This window comes from Lachnoclostridium sp. Marseille-P6806 (genome assembly GCF_964238185.1).
Classification (GTDB): domain Bacteria; phylum Bacillota; class Clostridia; order Lachnospirales; family Lachnospiraceae; genus Brotaphodocola.
On sequence record NZ_CAXSLG010000008.1, the window covers coordinates 169,067 to 193,004 of the forward strand.

A 23,938-nucleotide genomic window follows, 5' to 3' on the forward strand; every position below is an offset into this window, starting at 1 on the left:
TCTTTTTTTTAAACGTTATCCTCTACAGTCATAACCCGAAGACCCAGATCACTCCAGGTATTGCCAATCAGATAAGAGGTATAATTTCTTCCGGAAGCAATATCAGTCTGGAAAGAAACCAGCGGCTGAGGAAGGTTGGATCCGATTCCGATGGCTCCAAGAACAAGAACAGGGATTTCCTTCAGGAAGGTATAGGAGCTGGAACTGGTAATATAAAACTGATAGGAGCCTGCCATTGCCTGTTTATAAGGAGTAACAGACTGAAATCCTACGTTGCGGAAGACGGTTTCTCCTCCATACAGCAGAAGATCGAAACGGGAACCGCTGCAGGTCATGTTGGCAAAGCGGTAACAGCCGGAACCAGAAGGAAGATTGGTACATCCCATGTCAGATACCCGGATCATTTCCAGACCGCCGAAGGCAGAATCTGTGAGAATCATTGTGATTTTCTGTCCTGCAATAAAGGGAAAATTCTGCTGCAGCAGTACGGAACGAAGGCCGTTGGTACGCCGTACAGTGACAGTATGGAAGCCGTCGGAAATCCAGTCATAGGTGGAGATGGTTCCAAATCGGGAATTCACGGCATAGGGTGTTCCGTCAATGGAAATATTTACCGGGAAGGAATTGGAGGAGGCATTTAAAAAACGTACCTGCCCGAGAAAACGGGGAGGCAGGCTGGGGATAGAGGGGCGGCCAGGAAGCCAGCCATGCTGATGTCCTCCAGATGAACCTCCGGGGTATACGGGGCCCCCTTCTCCTGGGAAGGGGAGAGGAATGACAGGCCCTGGTCCCATATTGCTGTCCGGGTATACGGGACCGCCTTCTTCAAAGTCTGGGAGAGGGATAACCGGGCGCCCGCTGTCGTTTTGATTTGGAATATTGTCGGGATATACGGGACCGCCTTCTTCAAAATCAGGGAGAGGAGTGGTCAGTCCGTAGTCATTTCCAGCAGGGACGGCATCCTTCCCTGTTTGAGTGTTTTCTCCTGGGGTGTCATTGTAATGTGTATCGTTTTCAGCCATAAAAAACCTCACTGTTTTTTAATTTACTTTATGTACAGGAATGGGGGCTGGTTCCGGAATATGAGAAAAAAGGACAGTTTTTAGATCGTATGTTGGAAAAGAAAACGCCGAAACCCTGTAAAACCAAGGCTCCGGCGCACTTTTAATCGAGCTGCTGACGGGAATCGGACCCGTGACCTCCGCACTACCAATGCGACGCTCTACCGACTGAGCCACAGCAGCACATTCACAGACTGAAATTGTCCGATGAACTTTATTTATAGTATCATGGCTTTTTTGCTTTGTCAACCTCTTTTCTAAACGGCGGTTTTATGTTATGATACAGTATTATCAGAGCTTTCGCCGGACGGCGGAGATTATTTCAGACGGAGGAACCTTGCAATGGAAAAGGAAAAAGAGGTTTTGGAGACGGTTGTCTCTAAAAATTTTATCGAGCAGGAGATTGATAAGGATCTGGCAGAGGGTGTTTATGATCATGTACAAACCCGTTTCCCGCCGGAGCCCAATGGATATCTTCATATTGGACATGCAAAGTCAATTCTTTTAAACTCTGGATTGGCTAAAAAATATGGCGGCAAGTTTAATCTGCGCTTTGACGATACCAACCCCACTAAGGAAAAGACGGAGTTTGTAGAGTCTATTATGGAAGATGTAAAGTGGCTGGGAGCGGATTTTGAAGATCGCCTGTTTTTTGCATCTAATTATTTTGATAAAATGTATGAGTGTGCAGTTTTCCTGATTAAAAAGGGAAAAGCCTTTGTTTGCGATTTGTCAGCAGAGCAGATCAGAGAGTATCGGGGAGATTTTACTACTCCGGGAAAGGAAAGTCCCTACCGCAACCGCAGTGTGGAAGAGAATCTGCGCCTGTTTGAGGAAATGAAGGAAGGAAAATATCAGGATGGCGAGAAGGTTCTCCGCGCCAAGATTGATATGGCATCTCCCAATATCAATATGAGAGATCCGGTTATTTACCGTGTCGCAAGAATGAGTCATCACAATACGGGCGACAAGTGGTGCATTTATCCTATGTATGACTTTGCACATCCCATTGAGGATGCTATTGAGCATATTACCCATTCGATCTGTACTCTGGAATTTGAGGATCACCGTCCGCTGTATGACTGGGTTGTGCGGGAGTGCGAGTTTGAGAATCCGCCGCGGCAGATTGAGTTTGCCAAGCTGTATCTGACTAATGTGGTGACAGGCAAGCGCTACATTAAAAAGCTGGTAGAGGACGGTATTGTGGACGGCTGGGATGATCCCCGTCTGGTATCTATTGCGGCTCTGCGCAGAAGAGGATATACTCCGGAGGCAATTAAGATGTTTGTAGAGATGGTAGGCGTATCTAAGGCTAACAGCTCTGTGGACTATGCAATGCTGGAGTATTGTATCCGTGAGGATTTGAAGTTAAAACGTGCTCGTATGATGGCGATTCTGGATCCGGTGAAGCTGGTAATTGACAATTACCCGGAGGGTGAGACAGAAATGCTGGAGATTCCCAACAATCTGGAAAATCCGGAACTGGGATCCCGTATGGTTCCCTTCAGCCGTGAGGTGTATATTGAGCGTGAGGACTTTATGGAGGTTCCGCCCAGAAAGTACTTCCGTATGTTCCCAGGCAATGAGGTTCGCCTGATGGGGGCTTATTACGTTACCTGTACTGGATGTGAAAAGGATGAAAACGGTAATATAACCGTGGTTCATGCGACCTATGATCCGGAAACAAGAGGAGGTTCCAGCGACAGAAAGGTAAAGGGAACCATTCACTGGGTTGCTGTAGAGACAGCAAAGCAGGTAGAGTGCCGACTGTATGAGAATATTGTGGATGAGGAAAAAGGCAAATTAAATGAAGACGGAAGCCTGAATCTGAATCCCAATTCCCTGACAATTCTGAAAAACTGCTACGTAGAGCCGGCCCTGGCTGAGGCAAAGGCCTATGACAGCTTCCAGTTTGTAAGAAATGGCTATTTCTGTGCAGACAGCCATGACAGCCAGCCAGGACAGCCGGTATTCAACCGGATTGTTTCACTGAAGAGTTCGTTTAAAATTCAGAAATAAAACGGAGCAGCGCCATGGAACTTTTGATTCCTCTGGATTTAAAAGCGAAAACAGCTTTGTATGAACAGATTTATGCTTATATCCGCAGGGAAATCCGAAACGGAAGCCTGAAGGCAGAGGAGAGGCTGCCTTCTACCAGGGTGCTGGCAGAGAACCTGAAGGTCAGCCGCAGTACGACACAGATGGCCTACGATCAGCTTCTGGCAGAAGGATATCTGGTGTCCAGACCTTACCGGGGTTATTTTGTCAGCCGTATTGAAGAGCTGGTGGAGGGCGGTCAGCCGGGTGAGCCGGAGATGGCAACCAGTGAGCCGAAAGGGCCTGACTGCCGGATTGATTTTTCTCCCCGCGGGATTGATCTGGACAGCTTTCCCTACAACATCTGGAGAAAGCTGAGCCGCAATACCCTGGTGGATGACAATAAGGAAATGTTTCATTCTGGAAACCATCAGGGGGAGCCAGGCCTGCGCGAGGTAATCCGCAGTTACCTGCACTCTGCCCGCGGAGTAAACTGCAGCGCAGAGCAGATTATTGTGGGAGCAGGAAGCGAGTATCTTCTGATGCTGCTTGCCCAGATTCTGGGAGGAGATCTTAAGATTGCCATGGAAAATCCCACTTATAAACAGGCATACCGGGTATTCTGCAGTCTGGGATATTCGGTGACTCCTGTGGAGATGGATGGAAAGGGAATGGATCCTGTTTTGCTCGAAAAAAGCGGAGCAGATGTAGCTTATGTCATGCCTTCCCACCAGTTCCCGACAGGGGTTGTTATGACAGTAGGACGGCGTCAGGAACTGCTAAAATGGGCATCGGGAGGGGCGCGCTATCTGATTGAGGATGATTATGACAGTGAATTTCGTTACCGGGGAAAGCCGATTCCTGCCCTGCAGGGAATGGATCGTCAGGGAAAGGTGATTTACTTGGGAACCTTTTCCAAATGCATCGCACCGGCTATTCGTGTCAGTTATCTGGTGCTTCCGCCGGAGCTTTTGAAGAGTTACCGCCGCAATGCAGGCTTTTATGCGTCTACTGTGTCCCGGATTGACCAGAATATTTTATATCAGTTTCTTTCTCAGGGACATTTTGAAAGGCATCTAAACAGAATGCGGGCGATTTATAAGGCAAAGCATGATGTGCTTCTGGAAGAGCTTGCGCCTTTGGCGCAGGAATTTCAGATTGGCGGAGAGTATGCGGGGATTCATATGCTTCTGACTGGGAAAAAGAACCAGAGCGAGTCGGAGTTGATGGAAAAGGCATTGGCTGCCGGAGTGAGGGTATATGGACTTAGCAGCTATTTTATTCATCCTGAACACAACCACAGGCCTGCCACGATGGTTCTCGGGTATGCCAGCCTCAGAGAGGAAGAAATCCGTGAGGGAATCCGTCTGCTGGTTTCCTGTTGGAAATAAAAGAAAGGATTGCCAGCTGCGCTTCGGCGTGAGAATGTGCTAAAGCATATTTTTTGCTCTATGTATTAGGTGATTGTTTCAATAATAAAACAGTCCGGATGTTCTGCTGTATAAGACAGAATCTCCGGACTGTTTTTCGCATTTTTAATTATTCCATGATTTCTTCGCCGTCTTCAGCCAGAGCAGCATCGGTATCGATAGAAACGCTTACTGTATCCTGGGGGTTGCCTTCCTCTTCTTTTTCGGCATCAGGTTCAGCAGCTTCTTCCGGTGTTTCCTCGTTTAAGGGAGCAGCGTCTGCTTTGGGGGCTTCTTTAACGGATGGGGAAGGAACAGTATCCTCATCTTCGAAGATATCTTCTTCATCGCTGTTTCCAAAAGAGAAGCGGGAGGCAGTGTCAGCAGCAGCGCCCATGGCCTCTCTGGTGGTATCGGCTACAATAGCAGCGGCATCCTTCATTACATTTTTTGCAGCGCCGGCAACATCTTTGGCTGCATTCAGCATATCGCCTGCAGCAACGAGAAATTCGTCCTTATCAGCATGGAGAGACACATAATTCCGAGTCATGGTACTGTCTGGAACAGGTGTATCCTCCTCATCTTCAAAATCGTGGAAATCCTCATCCAGTTCCTTATTGAAAGACTGATATTTTCTGAAGTAAGAAATTCCGGCAGCAGCAGCGCCGGCAGCAGCAGCCAGCATTACAAATTTTCCCAATCCCTTTTTTGCCATATGTGTACTCCTTTCTATTGACAGACAGTTTGTTCTGTCAATCTGCTATTATGAATATTGTAATACGAATGAGAAAAAAAAGAAAGGGGACAAGTGAAAATTTAAAAATTTTATAAAATTAGCACTCGACACTTGACAGTGCTAACAATGCGTGGTATAACTGGTATTGTGAATCGAAAGAGGGATTTTAAGGAATCCTGTAATGAAAAAGTAGAAGAAGAATAAGGAGGAATCATCCATGAAATTAGTACCGTTATTTGACCGTGTTGTTTTAAAACAGCTGGTTGCAGAAGAGACTACCAAGTCAGGTATTGTACTGCCGGGTCAGGCAAAGGAGAAACCTCAGCAGGCAGAAGTTATCGCAGTAGGACCGGGCGGTGTGGTTGACGGCAAGGAAGTGACCATGCAGGTAAAGGTTGGCGATAAGGTTATTTACTCTAAGTATTCTGGAACAGAAGTAGAAGTAGAGGACGAGAAGTTTGTAGTAGTAAAGCAGAATGATATTCTGGCAGTGATTGAGTAAAAGATAAATAAGACAGATTTGGAGGAATGCAATTATGGCAAAGCAGATTAAATATGGCGTAGAAGCCAGAAAAGCCCTGGAAGCTGGTGTAAATCAGCTGGCAGATACTGTTCGTGTAACCCTGGGACCGAAAGGAAGAAACGTAGTTCTTGATAAATCCTTTGGAGCTCCGCTGATCACCAATGACGGCGTTACCATTGCAAAGGAGATTGAGTTGGAGGACCCATTTGAAAATATGGGCGCACAGCTGGTAAAAGAGGTTGCAACCAAGACCAACGATGTAGCTGGTGACGGTACTACCACTGCAACAGTTCTGGCTCAGGCTATGATCAACGAAGGTATGAAGAACCTGGCAGCAGGAGCTAACCCGATTGTTCTGAGAAAGGGTATGAAGAAAGCAACCGAGGCTGCTGTAGAGGCTATTGCAAAGATGAGCCAGCCGATTGAGGGACGCGACAGCATCGCAAGAGTTGCTGCTATCTCTGCTGCAGATGATGAAGTAGGCGAGATGGTTGCAGAGGCTATGGCGAAGGTTTCCAATGATGGCGTTATTACCATCGAGGAATCCAAGACCATGAAGACAGAACTGGATCTGGTAGAAGGTATGCAGTTCGACCGCGGTTATGTTTCTGCTTACATGTGTACAGATATGGATAAGATGGAAGCAAACCTGGACGATCCCTATATTTTAATTACCGATAAGAAGATTTCCAATATTCAGGAGATTCTGCCGGTTCTGGAGCAGATTGTTCAGTCTGGCGCTAAGCTGCTGATTGTGGCTGAGGATATCGAGGGTGAAGCTCTGACCACTCTGATTGTTAACAAATTAAGAGGCACCTTTACTGTTGTAGGCGTAAAGGCTCCGGGTTATGGCGACAGAAGAAAAGAAATGTTGAAGGATTTGGCTATTCTGACCGGAGGTACTGTGATTTCTGAGGAACTGGGTCTGGATCTGAAGGAAACCACTATGGCTCAGCTGGGACGTGCAAAATCTGTCAAGGTTCAGAAGGAGAATACCATTATTGTAGACGGCTGCGGCGACAAGGATGAGATTGCTGCCCGGGTTGCACAGATTCGTGCCCAGATTGAAGAGACTACCTCTGATTTTGATAAAGAAAAACTGCAGGAGAGACTGGCTAAGCTGGCTGGCGGCGTTGCAGTAATCCGTGTAGGTGCTGCTACCGAGACAGAAATGAAGGAAGCAAAGCTTCGTATGGAGGACGCTCTTTCTGCTGCAAGAGCAGCTGTGGAAGAGGGTATCATCGCAGGCGGCGGTTCTGCTTATGTTCATGCAATTGAGCAGATTAAGGCATCTGTGGATGAGCTGGAAGGTGATGAAAGAACCGGTGGAAAGATTATTCTGAAGGCTCTGGAGGCTCCGTTATTCCATATTGCAGCGAATGCTGGTCTGGAAGGCTCTGTTATTATCAATAAAGTAAAAGAGTCTCCGGTAGGAACAGGCTTCGATGCATATAAAGAAGAGTATGTGGATATGATTAAGGCAGGTATTCTGGATCCGGCCAAGGTAACCAGAAGCGCGCTTCAGAATGCAACCAGCGTTGCATCCACCCTCTTGACAACCGAGTCTGTTGTAGCTAATATTAAAGAAGAAACTCCGGCTATGCCGGCAGGCGGAATGGGCGGAATGATGTAATCAGATATCCTTGATTTTCATGGTCTGACGGCAAAAGGCGCAAGGGTAAAACCATTTGGATGAGTTTTCCCCTGCGCCTTTTGTGTATCTGCCCCTGTGTCTGTTCTCCTTCTTTTAATGAGGATGAGCAGACCTTGTCAGAACGGCATAGCACATACGGAAAGAAGAAAAGGAGAAAGAACCTATGAACGAATCTTATGCAGAGTATCTTGTCCGGCGGAAAACGCCTGCTTACGCTTGGCTGGTCACTGGCCTTTTGGGCGTGATCACAGCCTTTTTTGTGTTTATGGCTATGACGGCTGGAGTCCTGTCTGTGATCCTGATGTTTGTGTTTGGTTTTCTGACTTATCTGTCTTACAGGAATTTCCATGTGGAATTTGAGTATCTGTATGTAGATAAACAGCTGAATGTAGACAAGATTCTGGGAAAAGCCAAGAGAAAAAAAGCATATGAATGCAGCATGGAGGAAATCCAGATGATTGCTCCCTCGGATTCTCATGTATTGTCTGATTATAAGGTAACTGGAAAGACTTTGGACTGCTCTTCCCGGATGCCTGGTGTGAAAACTTATACTGCAGTGATTCAGAAGGGAAGCGAAAGCATTCGCCTTATTTTTGAGCCCAACGATAAAATGCTTCACTGCTTCCGCCAGACGGCACCGAGAAAAGTTGTACAGTAAGGTCTCAAAAAAGAATTTTTGGGAAAAGTTTTCAATAAAACAGGAAAAGTGAGATGGAAAATCAGCGGAAATAGTATTTGACAAGCGGACAGAAATTTGTTAAACTAAGCACTAAATATTTCGACAGCCTGTCAGGTTCTGTCGAATAAATCAACGAAAGAGAGGACAAAAAAATGGGTACAATTATTGGTGACGGCATTACATTTGATGACGTTCTGCTGGTGCCTTCCTATTCTCAGGTGGTGCCGAATCAGGTAGATCTCACTACTTATCTGACCAAGAAGATTAAACTGAATATTCCCCTGATGAGTGCTGGTATGGATACGGTTACGGAACATCGCATGGCGATTGCCATGGCGCGCCAGGGCGGTATCGGAATTATTCACAAAAACATGAGCATTGAAGCTCAGGCTGAGGAAGTAGATAAGGTTAAACGTTCAGAAAATGGCGTCATTACAGACCCGTTTTTCCTGTCCCCGGAGCACACTCTGCGGGATGCAGATGAGTTGATGGGTAAATTCCGGATTTCCGGTGTTCCGATTACAGAGGGACGTAAGCTGGTTGGTATTATTACTAACCGCGATCTGAAATTTGAAGAGGACTTCAGCAAGAAGATCAAAGAGTGCATGACCAGCGAGAAGCTGGTTACCGCCAAGGAAGGCATTACTCTTATGGAGGCAAAGAAGATTCTTGCCAAGGCCAGAGTAGAGAAGCTTCCTATCGTAGATGATGATTTTAACTTAAAAGGTCTCATCACCATTAAGGATATTGAGAAGCAGATTAAGTATCCGCTGTCTGCTAAGGACGAGAAGGGACGTCTGCTGTGCGGCGCAGCTCTTGGAATCACTGCCAATGTTCTGGAGCGCGTTGAGGCTTTGATGAAGGCCCAGGTTGACGTAGTTGTACTGGATTCTGCTCATGGCCATTCAGAAAATGTTCTGCGCTGTGTGCGTATGATCAAAGAAAAATATCCGGATCTGCAGGTTATTGCAGGAAATGTGGCTACAGGAGAGGCAACCCGCGCTCTGATTGAGGCCGGTGTAGATGCAGTAAAGGTTGGTATCGGACCTGGTTCTATCTGTACAACCCGCGTAGTTGCAGGTATTGGTGTTCCGCAGATTACGGCTGTTATGGACTGCTATGCTGTTGCAAAAGAGTATGGCATTCCGATTATTGCAGACGGTGGTATTAAGTATTCCGGAGATATTACCAAGGCGATTGCCGCAGGCGGTAATGTATGTATGATGGGAAGCCTGTTTGCCGGATGTGATGAGAGCCCGGGAACCTTTGAGCTGTACCAGGGAAGAAAATATAAAGTATACCGTGGCATGGGATCGATTGCAGCTATGGAAAATGGAAGCAAAGACCGTTATTTCCAGGCAGATGCCAAGAAACTGGTTCCGGAAGGCGTAGAAGGACGTGTTGCATATAAGGGACTGGTAGAGGATACCGTATTCCAGATGCTGGGCGGTCTTCGCGCAGGTATGGGCTACTGCGGTGCTTCTGATATTCCTACTCTTCAGGAAACTGGAAAGTTTGTGAAGATTTCTGCAGCATCCTTAAAAGAAAGCCATCCTCACGATATTCATATTACAAAAGAGGCACCTAACTACAGCGTAGATGCTTAAAATTTCATAAACTGTTTTTCAAAACCACCGCTCTGCTATGCATGGCGGTGGTTTTGTGGTATACTACCCCTAGATATGTGAAACAGGGAGGAAACAATAAATGAATTATGGAATGAGATGTCACGATATCTGTCCGAAAACGGATATCGATACTTTACTTGATACGGTAAAAGAAAATGGAATCTGTCAGATTCAGCTGGCATTTGGGAAATCCATTTCTGGGTTTGATTTTGGACCGGGACATTATTCACCGGGATTTGCCCATATGATTTCTGACAAGCTGAAGGCGCGGGGGATTCATGTTGCAGTTCTTGGCTGCTATATCAATCCAACGGATCCGGACGAGAATAAGAGGCAGCTTTCTGTTGCACGATTTATTGAGCATTTGAAATATGCTAAGATTATAGGCGCTGATATGGTTGGTACGGAGACAGGACGATACAGCAGTGATTTTCAAGTGGTTCCGGAAACCTATACAGAAGAGTGCTACCAGCTTCTTTTAAAAAGTATGAGGGAGATTGTGGACGCAGCAGAAAAGCTGGGAGTGATTGTTGGTGTGGAGGCGGTTCATGACCATACTCTGTACAGCCCGGAGAGAATGAAACGTTTTCTGGATGATATCAATTCGCCTAACGTGGAGGCTATTCTGGATCCGGTTAATTTAATCAGCGGGAAAAATTATAAAAATCAGGAGGGAGTTCTGGAACAGGCCTTTGCACTTTACGGAGACAGGATTTCTATGGTACATATTAAGGATTTCCGCATGGAAAACGGAGAACCCCAGTTTGAGCATATAGGAGACGGTCTGTTTCACTATGAGCCGCTGCTTCGCTGGCTGAAAAAAGAGAAGCCATATATTACCATGCTTCTGGAAAATTCCAACCGGGAGCGGTGGCACAGAGATGTGGCATATCTGCAAAAAATCTATGAGGAAGTGTAGCGCAGGCAGGATAATTATGCTATACTAAAAAAGTATGTTTCAGGACGAAGAGGAAGGGCCTATGCTGAATGAAGATAAATTAAAGCTTATGACCAGTATTGCGATGTTCGAAAAACGAGAAGGAAAGGCGATATTTCCGGCAAATCGCTATTTTAAGAATGATTACATCAGCAGTCGGATGCTGCGGTCCTTCTTTTCTTACAGCTTCTGTTACCTGCTGTGCCTTCTGATCTGGGTTTTGTACAGTATGGAGCGGATTTTAAATACGATCAATCTGGAAGAGGCGGCAGGTCTGGCAAGAACTGCCTTACTGCTGTATGGAGCAGGTCTGGCTGTCTATCTTTTGATTACCTTTCTGGTATACCGAAAGCGGTATGAATATGCCAGGAGAGGAATGAAGGTATATGTGGCAAAGCTGAAACGGCTGGAAAAACGATATGAATTTCAGAGCCGCAGCAAAGAATTGACAAAGGAGGGCGTCCGACATGATGATGTTTCTCGTACTTAAAGAACGTCTTAGATCCTTTTATGGAAAATACGCGGCTGCGGCTGATGGAATGGTAAAGTTTATTTACAGCTTTGCTGCTCTGTGGATGATGAGCCATAATCTCGGCTTTATGACAAGACTAAACAGCATGGCAGTGGTGCTTCTTCTTTCACTGCTTTGTGCATTTCTGCCCTATGGAGCCATTGCATGTCTTCTGGCAGTGGTGCTCCTGGCCCATATTTACGCAGTATCTATGGAGATTGCTTTGATTACAGCAGTTTTTCTGATGATTGTAGCGCTTCTCTATTATGGTTTTCAGCCTGGAGACAGCTACTGGATGGTTTTGGTTCCTATGGCATTTGTCATGAAAATTCCCTTTGCAGTTCCGATTCTCGCAGGGCTCTGCGCAGGGCCTATTGTTGTGATTCCGGTCAGCTGCGGGGTTGTTGTTTATTATATTTTAAATTATGTCCGGCAGAATGCGGGGCTTCTGACAAATGATGCTTCTGTGGATATTGCTCAGAAGTTTGTTCAGATCATACAGGCAATTCTTTCCAACAAGGCTATTGTGGTAATGATTGCAGTGTGCGCGGTTGGTGTCCTTGCAGTATATCTGATTCGGACGCTGTCTGTTGATTATGCGTGGATGATTGCAATTGTGATTGGAACCATTGTGCAGATGGCAGGTGTTTTTGTAGGAGATTATCTGTTTGATGTGTCTATGCCGATTGGAGAATTGCTGACAGCTGTGATTGTTTCTCTGGTGCTGGCTGGACTTTATCATTTTTTCGTGTTTGCGGTCGATTATACCCGAACCGAATATATGCAGTTTGAAGATGATGATTATGTTTATTATGTGAAAGCGGTTCCGAAGGTGGCCGTGTCCAAACCGGATGTGCGGGTACAGCGCATGAACAATCCGGAACGGGTGCGCCGTCCGGGAGCCGAGGGCCGCAGACAGGAGCGGCCGTGAATTTTGAATGTTGAAAGTGAGGCATACGTATGGCGGGCATCATCCAGGATGTGGGAGCTTTTTTTGACGGGCTGGAATCCTGGCTTTCGTTTTTGCCGAGGATTACCATTGGAAGCTTAACAGAGATTATTATTATTGCAATTCTGGTATATTTTGCTCTGCTCTGGATCAAGAGTACCAGGGCATGGTATCTTCTGCGGGGCATTGGCATGATTCTGGCATTTGCTCTTCTTGCAGCTCTGTTTCGATGGAATACCATTCTCTGGATCCTTGATAAAAGCGGAGCGATTGCAGTTACAGCGCTGGTGATTATCTTCCAGCCGGAGCTGCGCAAGGCTCTGGAGCAGCTGGGAAGTAAAAATTTGTTTTCAGAACTGCTTCTTTTTGATGACGGAAAGGAAAATCAGGAGTTTTCCGAACGAACAGTCAACGAGATTGTAAAGGCTACCTTTGAGATGGCCAAGGTAAAAACAGGAGCGCTGATGGTGATTGAGCGCAATGTTTCTCTTCGGGAAATAGAGAGGACAGGCATTGAAATCAACGGACTGGTCAGCAGTCAGCTGTTGATTAATATATTTGAACACAATACGCCGCTTCATGACGGAGCTGTGGTAATCCGGGGCAACCGAGTGACGGCCGCCACCTGCTACCTGCCGCTGTCAGATAATATGATGATCAGTAAGGAGCTGGGGACGAGGCACCGGGCAGCAGTGGGAATCAGTGAGGTGACAGACAGTATGACCATTGTGGTTTCTGAGGAAACTGGACGGGTATCTCTTGTGGAAGGCGGTTCTCTTCGTCGGATTGCTGATGCGGAGATGCTGAAGGCAGCTTTGGCCAGCATGGAACGGCAGGAGGAAACAGGAAGCAGCCGTTTCAGGATATGGAAGGGAAAAAAGAAGAATGAAAGAAAAACTGTTGAATAACCTGGGCTTGAAGATTCTTTCTATCTTTGTGGCATTTTTTGTATGGCTGGTTGTTATGAACGTATCCAATCCGCTGACATCGGGAAGTAAGGAGGTACCTCTGGAGACGGTCAACGGACAGGTGCTGACAGCAGCAAATCGGGCTTACGAGATCAATGGAAAAAGTACGGTAACGGTCAATTACCGGGTGCGTACCAGGGACGCTTACCGGATTAAGGCTTCTGATTTCCGGGCCTATGTGGATTTGGCAGAGCTTTACAGCGTAACGGGTTCTGTGGAAGTGAAGGTGGAAATTTTAAGCAATAAAGAGCTGATCAGTGAAATCACTACAAAGCCGGGGGTAGTCCGGGTACAGACTGAGGAGCTTCAGAGCAAGCCTTTTGAACTTCAGACAAAGATTACCGGTCATGCGGCAGAGGGATATTCTGATGGAAAAGTGGAGCTGACTCCAGCTACGATAACAGTAGAAGGACCGGTTTCCCAGGTAGGTATGATCAGCTATATGGGGGTTGAACTTAATGTGGATGGAGCTGCCAGCGATTTGACGGGAACAGCGAAGCCTCGCTTCTATGATGCCAATGGAAATGAGTTGTCTGACATTGGGGATCGGATTACGGTAGATACAGGGGAAATTTCCTATCGTGTCGCTATCAATAAAGTAAAGAGTCTTCCCCTTGATTTTGAGGTAACCGGTACGGTTGCACCAGGGTATCAGTACACTGGTGTAGAGTGCAGCAGCCGGGATGTAAAGGTAACGGGACTGAAAACCAATTTGGCGGATGTAAACAAAATCACGATTCCGGCCAGTGAACTGAATATTAACCGGGCAGCATCAGATGTTGTAGTAACAGTGGATTTGAGAGACTATCTCCCGGAGGGTGTAGAGCTGGCAGAATCACAGAATCCATCTGTAGAGATTCGCCTGAAGGTAGAAAAGCTGGTTAACAGAACCATTATTCTTATGGATGAGGAGATAGAACAGAAAAATCCATCGGAGGATTATCACTATCGCTTCATTCCGGAAAAAATGGAAGTAGTTGTTCAGGGACTCAGCGAGGATCTGGAAAGCTTAAACGGTTCTGATTTGGGGGCATCTGTGAACCTGGCAGATCTTGGATCTGGAATGCACAGTGCAGTGGTAGAGTTTGAGCCGGATGCGGCATTTACCATTGTGTCCAGTTCAGAGCTTCAGATAGATGTTGTACAGAGTGCAGATGTTCTGGAGGCAGGAACCTCATCCAGCAGACCCCAGGAGTCAGAATCGGATTCTTCGGAAAAAGAAACCACAGAGGCAGAAACAGAGACACCGGCGCAGACCAGAGAAGAAAGCAGCGCCGGCTGACGGAAAAGAGGGATAACGTGGTAAGAAAGCAGCTGAGAATCAAAAATATTTCCGGGCTTCATTTGAGGCCGACAGGAATGCTCTGCAATGAAGCAATCAAATATCAGTCATCGATTCAGATCGTAACAGGAAGCACAACGGCAAACGCAAAAAGCGTTCTCAGCATATTGGGAGCCTGTGTAAAGTGCGGAGATGAGATTGAACTGATTTGTGAAGGAAATGATGAAGAAGAAGCCCTTGCCGCAGTGGCAGGACTGATTGAAAGCGGTCTGGGCGAATAAAAGAAGCTATTGGTGCTTTTGGCGGAACCATGTTCTGTGGAGAGTCACTGATAATAAATATTTAATTAATAAGGAGGTTAACTATGTATCAGGGAACGAATGCTTCTTCCGGAATTGGTATCGGAACAGCTGTTATTGTGGAAGAGGCAGAGCTGGTGATAAAAAGGGAGGCGGTTGTCGATGCGGAAGCAGAGGTGAAGCGCTTTCAGGATGCATTGGAACAGACTATGAAGGACACAGAAGCACTGGCTGCAGATCTCGCTACCAGAGTGGGGGAGAAGGAGGCTGAGATTATGCAGGGTCATCTGATGCTTCTGATGGATCCGATGCTGACCGGTGAAATTGAAAATACGATTAAAAATGAAGTTATCTGCAGCGAATATGCCGTTGAGCAGGTATGCACCATGTATGCAGATGTTTTTGCAGCAATGGAAGACGAGTTGATGCAGCAGAGAGCAACTGATATGCGTGATATTAAGACGCGGATACAGCAGGTGCTGATGGGTGTGTCTTCTGTGGATATTTCTGCTCTTCCGGCAGGAAGTATTCTGGTAGCAAAGGACTTGACTCCTTCTATGACTGCAGGAATCAATCCGGCCCATGTAGCTGGCATTGTGACGGAGCTGGGAGGAAAGACTTCTCACAGCGCTATTCTGGCCAGAGCCCTGGAGATTCCGGCAGTGGTTGCTGTGAAGGATTTTATGAGCCTTGTGAAAAACGGGGACCAGGTAATACTGGACGGCTCTGAGGGACTTGTTTTTGTAAATCCTGATGAAAAGACTGCTGCTGAATATCAGGAAAAGAGAGACTGCCTCCTGAAGGAAAAGAAAGAGCTGGAGCAGTACATAGGAAAACCCACAGTAACCAGTGACGGTGTGTCCATTGAACTGGTGGCTAATATTGGAAAGCCGGAGGATGTGGAAAAGGTGCTTCAGTATGACGGTGAGGGTGTTGGTCTGTTTCGAACAGAGTTTCTATTTATGGACAGAACTGCCATGCCCACGGAGGAGGAGCAGTTTGAGGCATATAAAGAGGTTGCAGAAAAGCTGGCAGGAAAGCCGGTAATTATCCGTACTCTGGATATTGGCGGTGATAAGGAGATTCCTTATATGGGTCTGAAGAAGGACGAGAATCCTTTCCTGGGATACCGTGCTATCCGTCTGTGTCTGGATCGAAAAGAGGATATTTACAGACCCCAGCTGCGTGCACTTCTTCGTGCCAGTGCCTACGGCAATATTAAAATCATGATTCCCATGGTAACCTGCATTGATGAGCTGCGTGAGGCAAAAGCCTTGATTGCAGAGATAAAGGCAGAGTTAGATCGGGAAGGCATCGAATACAACCGGGATATCCAGGTTGGAATTATGGTAGAGACTGCAGCTGCATCTCTGATGGCCGATGTATTTGCCAAAGAAGCAGATTTCTTCAGTATTGGAACCAATGATTTGACTCAGTATACCATGTCAGTTGACCGTGGAAATGATAAGATCTCCTACTTATATTCCACCTTTAACCCGGCAGTTCTGCGCAGCATTAAGCACATTATTGCCTGCGGAAGAGAAGCTGGCATTATGGTAGGTATGTGCGGAGAGGCAGCCAGTGATCCTATGATGATTCCGCTGCTTCTGGCCTTTGGATTAAATGAATTCAGTATGAGTGCATCCGCAATTCTGCGCGCCAGAAAGCTGATTACCGGTTACAGTACAAGCGAGCTGCAGGCAGTGGCTGATAAGGCAATGAGTTTTGCAACAGCAAAAGAAGTAGAAGAATATATGAAATCCTTTGTAGGATAAGAAAAGAGGCTGTCGCTGCCGTCAGCGGCAGCCTTTTGAAAAACAGAGAAAATCAAAGACAGGGTGGGAAGGTTTATGGCAGTTTACGCAATTTGTTATCTGGCAGCTTATTTTCTGGCGCGGTGGGAGCAATACTATCTTTCTGGTGCAGTGCTTCTGGCAGTCGCAGCATGGCTGTATTATTCTGATTATCGGAAAACAAAAAATATCATTCATCTGCGTGCCCTGTTTTCGCTTTTCTGGATAGGGGGGCAGGGGCTGTCCTGTCTGAAGCTAAGCCATCTGCAGACAGACTGGTCATTGATGACATGGATTTGTCTGGCTCTGGCCTATGCAGGTTTCTGGGCAGTGTTTGAGATACTTACTGCTCTGTTTGGGACGACTCGTGAAAGCTATGGGCGGAGGAGAAGCTTTTCCTGCAATTCCATTCCCCTGTTTCATATAATTTGCGGCCTGACGGCTATTTCCCTGGCTGCATTTGTTTTGGAGGCAGTGAAGCTGGGATATGTTCCATTGTTTTTAAAGGGGGTTCCCCATGCCTATTCTGAATTTCATTTGACAGGCGTTCACTATATCACAGTATCCTGTGTTCTGGTGCCGTCTCTGGCAGTTTTATTTTTCCATACAGAAAGAGGACGGGGGAGTGAGCGGAGAATGGTGATTGCCCTGATTTTATCAGGAATCGCTCTGATGATCCCGATTTTGTGTGTATCGAGATTTCAGTTTGTATTTGCTGTGCTTTTGGCGGCCTTTACCTATATTTCCCTTCAGAGAACATTCCATCCGATTTATCTGCTGGGCCTGCTGGCGGTTTTGATTCCTGTATATTTGGTTCTGACTGTGGCAAGAAGTCATGATGTTGCATATTTAAATGGAATTTTCGAAATGAAGTATGAGAAAATGCCGATTTTTATTACGCAGCCGTATATGTATATTGCAAATAATTATGATAATTTTAACTGTCTGGTAGAGGCGCTTCCGGAACACAGTCTGGGACTGAAAAGTCTGTTTCCACTTTGGGCTCTCACAGGACTGAAGTTTTTCTTCCCGCAGCTGATTCAATTTCCGATTTATGTAAATAAAAAGGAACTGACAACACTGACTATGTTTTATGATGCCTATTATGATTTTGGTTGGATTGGAGTGCTTTTTTTGTCCTGTCTTTTGGGGGCTGTCGCCTATTTTTTGACAGAAAAACTGCGGGAAATGAAAAATCCCATAGGATACCTGCTGTATGCTCAATTTGCAGCCTATATGATGCTTTCGTTTTTTACTACATGGTTCAGCAATACAACAACCTGGTTTTATCTGATTGTAACGGGCATTCTGGCATTGTATTATCATTTCAACCAGTACCGGCGAAGGTAGGAAACAGATGGGACAGCTTTGAAAAATGAATTGGGGAAGAATAAGAGAATAAGCAGGAGGATGATAACTGATGATTTCCGGAAAAATGAAGCCCTTGGTGGAGAATAATTCTGTAATTCGCGTGATGTTTGAGGAGGGAAAACGGCTGGCTGCTATTTACGGGGCAGAAAATGTCTATGATTTCAGTCTTGGAAATCCCAATGTTCCGGCGCCGCCGGAGGTTGAGCAGGCCATATTGGATACTTTGAGGGAGGAGGAGTCCACCTTTGTTCATGGATATATGAGCAATGCCGGATATGAGGATGTAAGAGAGACGATTGCCCAGTCGCTGAACAGCCGGTTTGGTACGAGATTCAGTCAGAAGAATATTCTGATGACGGTAGGTGCAGCCAGCGGACTGAATGTAATTTTAAAAACGATTCTGAATCCGGGAGATGAAGTCATTGTATTTGCTCCGTATTTTGTAGAGTACGGCAATTATGTCCGCAATTATGATGGCCAGCTTACGGTGATTTCTCCGAATACTGCTGATTTTCAGCCGAATCTGGAAGAATTTGCAGAGAAGATTACAGGCAGAACAAAGGCGGTTATTATCAATACGCCAAATAATCCGACTGGTGTAGTGTATTCCCATGAAACACTGACTCGGCTGGCAGAGATTATGCGGCAGAAAACAAAAGAGCTGGGAACAGAGATGGTACTGATTTCCGATGAGCCTTACAGAGAGCTGGCCTATGACGGAGTAGAGGTGCCTTATGTGACAAAGTACTATGCAGATACGGTAGTGTGCTATTCCTACAGTAAATCCCTGTCTCTTCCGGGTGAACGAATTGGCTATCTGGTGATTCCGGATGAGTTTACAGATAGTGAAGCAGTATTTACAGCAGCAACGATTGCCAACCGTGTTCTTGGCTGTGTCAACGCCCCGTCTCTGATGCAGAGGGTAATTAAGCGGTGCATTGAGGCAGATGCCCGGGTCAACCTGGAGGCTTATGATAAAAACAGGAATCTTCTGTATCAAGGACTGAAAAAGCTGGGATTTTCCTGCATTAAGCCGGAGGGAGCATTTTATCTGTTTGTTAAGGCCCCGGAGCCGGATGAGAAAGCTTTCTGTGCCCGTGCGCAAAAGCATAATCTTTTGTTAGTTCCGGGAAGCTCCTTTGCCTGTCCGGGATATGTTCGGATTGCATATTGCGTATCGGAAGACCAGATTACCAGAGCCATGTCGGCCTTTGAGGCATTGGCACAGGAGTATGGGCTGGTATAGCTTTTGGAAGGGGTCCTGTGGTGTGGAGAGACGGCTGTTGAAGGAGGATGAGGATTCGCATCCAGGGAAAACAGAATATCCGGGCACATCTGAAGAAGAAGGGTACTGCCTGGAAAGACCATGAGGAGGAAAAATCTATGTACGGCTGGGAAAAATATATCAGAAAGGTTGTTCCCTATGTTCCTGGCGATCAGCCAAAGGGAGACCGGTTAATTAAGCTGAATACGAATGAAAATCCATATCCGCCTGCACCGGGAGTAAAAGAGGCTCTTTTGCAGATGGACTATGATCGTCTGAGAAAATATCCGGATCCGGCAGCAGGAGAGCTGGTAGCTGCTCTTGCAGAATATTACCATGTGGGAACAGATCAGGTCTTTGTGGGCGTTGGTTCTGACGATGTTATTGCAATGAGCTTTCTCACCTTTTTTAACTCTGAGAAGCCCATTCTGTTTCCGGATATTTCTTATTCTTTTTATAAGGTATGGGCAGAACTGTTCCAGATCCCCTTTGAAACTCCGGCTCTGGATGAGAATTTTGTCCTTCGTCCGGAGGATTATCTGAGAGAAAACGGAGGAATTATTTTTCCGAATCCCAATGCGCCTACAGGTCTTTTGCTTTCTCTGGATGAGGTGGAGAAGATTGTACGTTCCAATCAGGATAGCATTGTGATTGTAGATGAGGCATATATTGATTTTGGCGGTGTTTCCGCCCTGTCTCTGGTTCCCAGGTATGAGAATCTTCTGGTAGTGCAGACCTTCAGCAAATCCAGATCCATGGCTGGAATCCGAATTGGCTTTGCTATAGGAAATCCCAGACTGATTCGGGCGTTAAATGATGTTAAGTATTCCTATAATTCCTATACCATGAATATGCCGTCCCTGATTCTTGGAAAAGAAGCAGTGAAGGACGATGCATATTTCAAGAAGACATTGAAGAAGATTATAGAGACAAGGGAGTGGTCGAAAAAGCAGTTAGAGCGGTTGGGCTTTACATTTCCGGACTCTATGTCAAACTTTATTTTTGCCTCTCATAAAACGGCAAAGGCAGAGGAAATTTTTGAGGCGCTGCGGGAAAATCAGATTTTTGTCAGATATTTTAAACAGCCAAAGCTGGAAAATTATCTGAGGATTTCCATTGGAACAAGAGAGGAAATGGAGGCATTGTTTGCTTTCCTTGAAACATATTTGCAGCAAGAAAATGAGAAGGTGATAGATTGAAGGATGGGAAATATTATTTAGGAATCATCCTGAATATTGTTATTCCTTTGGCAGAAATCGGTCTGGTATGTGTGCTGGGGCCGAAGCTGCTTGTATTCTTTATGCCCTTTGTAATTGGCTGGATCATTGCCCTGATTGCCAATCCTCTGGTGCGGATGCTGGAGCGGCGGTTAAAGCTGGTTCGAAAGCACAGCTCAGCTTTGATTGTAGTTGCAGTTCTGGCTGCGGTAATTGGGCTGATGTATTTTCTGATTTCCAGACTGTGGTATCAGGCCTGCGATCTGGCGAAGGATTTGCCGGAATTGTATGCAGTGGCAGCCGCAGAGGTGCAGAATGTATTTGCCCGGTTTGATGATTTGTTTCGGATGCTTCCGGCCAATGTCCGGCAGTCCTGGCAGGAATTTGCCGGAAATGTAGGTCAGGGACTGAGCTTTCTGGTACAGAAAATAGCTTCGCCTACAGTAGAGGCTGCCGGCAATGCAGCAATGCGGCTTCCGCGGGTGCTGGTTAATGTGGTTGTAACGATTTTGTCTTCTTACTTTTTTATCGCAGAAAGAGACAAAATCATCGAATTTTGGAGAAAGCATCTGCCGGAAAAAGGAAATCAGTATTACAGCCATCTGAAAGGCGATGCAAAACGTCTCATAGGCGGATATTTTATGGCCCAGTTTAAAATCATGTTTGTGGTGGGAGCCATGCTTCTTGCCGGTTTTCTGATTTTAAATATAAACTATGCATTTTTATTGGCATTTTTAGTATCTATGCTTGATTTTCTGCCTTTGTTTGGAACAGGAACCGTTCTGATTCCATGGGCTCTTATCAAGCTGCTGTCTGGAAAATATGCTCTGGCAGCAGGACTTGCTCTGCTGTATGTGCTGACACAGGTGGTTCGTCAGGTCATACAGCCGAAAATTGTGGGAGATTCTATGGGACTTCCGCCCTTGTGGACCCTGATTTTTCTGTATCTGGGATTTAAGGTTCATGGAATATCCGGTATGATTCTGGCTGTTCCCATCGGAATTTTTGTGATGAATCTTTATCATTACGGAGCGTTTGATCCTCTGATTGGAAATATCAGACTTCTGGCAGAGGAGGTGCAGCTTTTGCGTGGGCCAAACGAAGCTGTACGGGAAACGGATCAGAAAGGGAAGTGCTAATAGGGAAAATTACCTGTACTGTTTTCGGATGTCAATAAACATAGGGTTATGTGCGGAATATTTATGGAAATTTTCGAAATAATTTTTATTGTATCTTATCTTTAAATTTTGTATAATGAACGTTGTTATAATTTGACGGAAAGTAGGAGGAAAGCTCGTGAACAGAGAAAAAATCATTGTCATTGATTTTGGCGGTCAGTATAATCAGCTGGTAGCCCGCCGTGTTCGTGAATGCAACGTTTACTGTGAAATATATTCCTATAAAACCGACATTGCTGCAATTCGGGAGATGAATCCGAAAGGAATTATTCTTACCGGAGGCCCCAACAGCTGTTACGAAGAGGGGGCTCCTGCCTGCAGCAGAGAACTGTTTGAAATGGGAATTCCTGTGCTTGGACTGTGCTACGGCGCTCAGCTGATGATGCACGTTTTGGGCGGACATGTCTGCAAGGCACCGGTCCGTGAGTATGGAAAAATTGAGGTGACAGTGGATCAGAACTGCAAGCTGTTTACCAATGTAGCAGAAAAGACGATTTGCTGGATGAGTCACAATGACTATATTGAAAAGATTGCACCAGGATTTGAGATTACAGCCTATACGGATAATTGTCCTGCAGCTGCAATGCAGTGTACAGAAAAGAATCTCTATGCAATTCAGTTCCATCCTGAGGTTCTTCATACAGAAGAGGGAACCAAGATGCTGTCCAATTTCGTATACAATGTATGCGGATGTGCCGGCGACTGGAAAATGGATGCATTTGTAGAACAATCGATTCAGGCAATCAGAGAGAAGGTAGGAGACGGCCGTGTACTTTGTGCCCTTTCCGGAGGTGTGGATTCTTCCGTGGCAGCCGTTCTTCTTTCAAAAGCCATTGGAAAACAGCTGACCTGTGTATTTGTGGATCACGGTCTGCTGAGAAAAAATGAAGGTGACGAGGTGGAAACCGTATTCGGTCCCGCTGGTGATTATGACCTGAATTTTATCCGTGTCAATGCCCAGGAACGCTATTACAAAAAGCTGGCCGGGATTGAGGATCCGGAGCAGAAGCGGAAAATAATCGGAGAAGAATTTATCCGCGTATTTGAAGAAGAAGCCAAGAAAATCGGTACGGTGGACTTCCTGGTACAGGGAACGATTTATCCAGATGTGGTAGAATCTGGCCTGGGCGGCGAGTCGGCTGTGATTAAGTCTCATCATAACGTAGGCGGACTGCCGGACTATGTAGATTTTAAGGAGATTATCGAGCCTCTTCGAGATCTGTTTAAGGATGAGGTGCGCAAGGTAGGTCTGGAGCTTGGCATTCCGGAATACCTGGTATTCCGTCAGCCCTTCCCTGGTCCGGGACTTGGTGTTCGGATTGTAGGCGAGGTAACAGCGGAAAAGGTAAAGATTGTCCAGGATGCCGATGCAATCTTCCGTGAGGAAGTGGCAAATGCCGGCTATGATAAGAAGATTAACCAGTATTTTGCAGCTCTTACCAATATGCGCTCTGTAGGTGTCATGGGAGACGAGAGAACCTATGACTATGCAGTTGCTCTGCGCGCGGTAAGTACTATTGATTTTATGACTGCTGAGGCAGTGGAAATCCCATGGGAGGTTCTGCAGAAGGTAATGAGCAGAATTATCAATGAGGTGAAGGGAGTAAATCGGGTATTCTACGATTTGACTTCGAAGCCGCCGGGGACGATTGAATTTGAATAGTAAACAGGGAGCCGGAAAGCCGCATAAACGAGACCGTTTCAAGTTTTGTGTAAATTCAAAAAACTGATATAAGATATGTCATTAGTTATTCTGGGCAGAGCCGATTTTTTGAGGTTCTGCCCTTGCTTGTATTATAATGCAGTTTCCAGACATGTCAAGCAGGGCTGGCTAGGCCAGCCCTGAAAGGCCAGAAACAGCTTATAATCCGGATAATCGTTCTTCAAAAAATATTTCCAGCTGCGAATGGATCTGTCCCCAATCCTGTCGGTGTCCAGTCCATTTTTTCGTGATATCCACCATGGCCAGATACAGCATTTTCAGGAGACTCTCATCCGAAGGGAATACCGTCTTGGATTTCGTGACCTTCCGCAGCTGCCGGTTAAATCCCTCGATGGTATTCGTGGTATAAATTAAGCGGCGGACCGCTTCCGGATACTTGAAATACGTTGAAAGATTCGCCCAGTTATCCTTCCATGATTTTGCGATTTTGGGATATTTCCCGCTCCATTTCTCATCAAAACTATCCAGTTCAGCCCGTGCGATTTCTTCCGTTGGAGCTGCATATACACGTTTCAGATCAGCCATCAACGGCTTGAGTTCCTTGTAAGAAACGAACTTTGTCGTATTCCGGATCTGATGAATGATACACTGTTGGATCTCAGTATCCGGGAAAACGGCTTCAATCGCCTGTGGAAAGCCTGTCAGGCCGTCTACGCATGCGATCAGGATATCTTCTACGCCACGGTTTTTCAGTCCGTTCAAAATGGAAAGCCAGAACT

General features: G+C 46.0%; 21 protein-coding genes and 1 tRNA gene. 18 read left to right on the forward strand and 4 right to left on the reverse strand.

What is annotated here, in order from left to right:
- Positions 1–8: 8 nt before the first annotated feature.
- Positions 9–1,022 carry a DUF4397 domain-containing protein gene (locus ACESON_RS11970; RefSeq protein ID WP_177958568.1) on the reverse strand — a complete coding sequence of 338 codons (1,014 nt, stop codon included), beginning with the start codon at positions 1,020–1,022 and terminating at the stop codon, positions 9–11.
- Positions 1,023–1,171: 149 nt separating this feature from the next.
- Positions 1,172–1,244, reverse strand: a tRNA-Thr gene (locus ACESON_RS11975).
- A 159-nt stretch (positions 1,245–1,403) separates the two neighbouring features.
- Here ACESON_RS11975 and ACESON_RS11980 point away from each other — a divergent pair.
- Together ACESON_RS11980 and ACESON_RS11985 are read left to right on the forward strand one after the other, a co-directional pair.
- Entirely contained in the window at positions 1,404–3,080 is a 1,677-nt protein-coding gene (locus ACESON_RS11980) for a glutamine--tRNA ligase/YqeY domain fusion protein (RefSeq protein ID WP_177959735.1), read from the forward strand.
- A 14-nt stretch (positions 3,081–3,094) separates the two neighbouring features.
- The gene (locus ACESON_RS11985; protein ID WP_373110091.1) at positions 3,095–4,489 is read left to right on the forward strand and encodes a PLP-dependent aminotransferase family protein; all 1,395 of its coding nucleotides are present in this window, start codon (positions 3,095–3,097) and stop codon (positions 4,487–4,489) included.
- 148 nt (positions 4,490–4,637) lie between these two features.
- On the opposite strand, the gene ACESON_RS11990 is transcribed toward ACESON_RS11985, so the two are convergent.
- Positions 4,638–5,222 (reverse strand): hypothetical protein, encoded by a 585-nt coding sequence (locus ACESON_RS11990; protein WP_177959733.1) that lies wholly within the window; start codon positions 5,220–5,222, stop codon positions 4,638–4,640.
- A gap of 238 nt (positions 5,223–5,460) precedes the next feature.
- On the opposite strand from ACESON_RS11990, the gene groES reads away from it, so the two are divergent.
- The 16 genes from groES to guaA all read left to right on the forward strand — a co-directional run bounded on the left by groES (position 5,461) and on the right by guaA (position 23,159).
- The gene (groES, locus tag ACESON_RS11995; RefSeq protein WP_177959732.1) at positions 5,461–5,745 is read left to right on the forward strand and encodes a co-chaperone GroES; all 285 of its coding nucleotides are present in this window, start codon (positions 5,461–5,463) and stop codon (positions 5,743–5,745) included.
- A gap of 34 nt (positions 5,746–5,779) precedes the next feature.
- Positions 5,780–7,399 (forward strand): chaperonin GroEL, encoded by a 1,620-nt coding sequence (gene groL / locus ACESON_RS12000; protein WP_373110093.1) that lies wholly within the window; start codon positions 5,780–5,782, stop codon positions 7,397–7,399.
- Positions 7,400–7,583: 184 nt separating this feature from the next.
- Positions 7,584–8,078 carry a DUF6106 family protein gene (locus tag ACESON_RS12005; RefSeq protein ID WP_177959730.1) on the forward strand — a complete coding sequence of 165 codons (495 nt, stop codon included), beginning with the start codon at positions 7,584–7,586 and terminating at the stop codon, positions 8,076–8,078.
- 173 nt (positions 8,079–8,251) lie between these two features.
- Entirely contained in the window at positions 8,252–9,706 is a 1,455-nt protein-coding gene (guaB, locus tag ACESON_RS12010; protein WP_177959729.1) for an IMP dehydrogenase, read from the forward strand.
- Positions 9,707–9,806: 100 nt separating this feature from the next.
- The gene (locus ACESON_RS12015; RefSeq protein ID WP_373110094.1) at positions 9,807–10,646 is read left to right on the forward strand and encodes a sugar phosphate isomerase/epimerase family protein; all 840 of its coding nucleotides are present in this window, start codon (positions 9,807–9,809) and stop codon (positions 10,644–10,646) included.
- A gap of 61 nt (positions 10,647–10,707) precedes the next feature.
- Positions 10,708–11,154 carry a hypothetical protein gene (locus tag ACESON_RS12020; RefSeq protein ID WP_177959727.1) on the forward strand — a complete coding sequence of 149 codons (447 nt, stop codon included), beginning with the start codon at positions 10,708–10,710 and terminating at the stop codon, positions 11,152–11,154.
- The gene (locus ACESON_RS12025; RefSeq protein ID WP_177959726.1) at positions 11,132–12,106 is read left to right on the forward strand and encodes an ABC transporter permease; all 975 of its coding nucleotides are present in this window, start codon (positions 11,132–11,134) and stop codon (positions 12,104–12,106) included. Before ACESON_RS12020 ends, ACESON_RS12025 begins: the two co-directional genes overlap by 23 nt.
- A 50-nt stretch (positions 12,107–12,156) precedes the next feature.
- Complete coding sequence (gene cdaA, locus ACESON_RS12030; RefSeq protein ID WP_373110113.1) at positions 12,157–13,032, forward strand: diadenylate cyclase CdaA; 876 nt, start codon at positions 12,157–12,159, stop codon at positions 13,030–13,032.
- The gene (locus ACESON_RS12035; protein ID WP_177959724.1) at positions 13,010–14,374 is read left to right on the forward strand and encodes a CdaR family protein; all 1,365 of its coding nucleotides are present in this window, start codon (positions 13,010–13,012) and stop codon (positions 14,372–14,374) included. Before cdaA ends, ACESON_RS12035 begins: the two co-directional genes overlap by 23 nt.
- A 17-nt stretch (positions 14,375–14,391) precedes the next feature.
- Positions 14,392–14,655: an HPr family phosphocarrier protein gene (locus tag ACESON_RS12040; protein ID WP_177959723.1), complete on the forward strand. Its 264-nt coding sequence runs from the start codon at positions 14,392–14,394 to the stop codon at positions 14,653–14,655.
- A gap of 83 nt (positions 14,656–14,738) precedes the next feature.
- Entirely contained in the window at positions 14,739–16,448 is a 1,710-nt protein-coding gene (gene ptsP / locus ACESON_RS12045; RefSeq protein WP_373110096.1) for a phosphoenolpyruvate--protein phosphotransferase, read from the forward strand.
- A gap of 75 nt (positions 16,449–16,523) precedes the next feature.
- Positions 16,524–17,816 (forward strand): O-antigen polymerase, encoded by a 1,293-nt coding sequence (locus tag ACESON_RS12050; RefSeq protein WP_373110099.1) that lies wholly within the window; start codon positions 16,524–16,526, stop codon positions 17,814–17,816.
- A gap of 70 nt (positions 17,817–17,886) precedes the next feature.
- Positions 17,887–19,083 carry a pyridoxal phosphate-dependent aminotransferase gene (locus ACESON_RS12055; protein ID WP_373110101.1) on the forward strand — a complete coding sequence of 399 codons (1,197 nt, stop codon included), beginning with the start codon at positions 17,887–17,889 and terminating at the stop codon, positions 19,081–19,083.
- A 137-nt stretch (positions 19,084–19,220) separates the two neighbouring features.
- Positions 19,221–20,300: a histidinol-phosphate transaminase gene (gene hisC, locus ACESON_RS12060; RefSeq protein WP_373110115.1), complete on the forward strand. Its 1,080-nt coding sequence runs from the start codon at positions 19,221–19,223 to the stop codon at positions 20,298–20,300.
- Positions 20,297–21,457, forward strand: coding sequence for a sporulation integral membrane protein YtvI (ytvI, locus tag ACESON_RS12065; RefSeq protein WP_177958876.1), 1,161 nt, complete (start codon positions 20,297–20,299; stop codon positions 21,455–21,457). Before hisC ends, ytvI begins: the two co-directional genes overlap by 4 nt.
- Positions 21,458–21,614: 157 nt before the next feature.
- Positions 21,615–23,159: a glutamine-hydrolyzing GMP synthase gene (guaA, locus tag ACESON_RS12070; protein ID WP_373110103.1), complete on the forward strand. Its 1,545-nt coding sequence runs from the start codon at positions 21,615–21,617 to the stop codon at positions 23,157–23,159.
- 198 nt (positions 23,160–23,357) lie between these two features.
- Here guaA and ACESON_RS12075 read toward each other — a convergent pair.
- Positions 23,358–23,938 (reverse strand): IS256 family transposase (locus ACESON_RS12075; protein WP_373110104.1); only part of this gene is annotated, 581 nt, incomplete at its 5' end.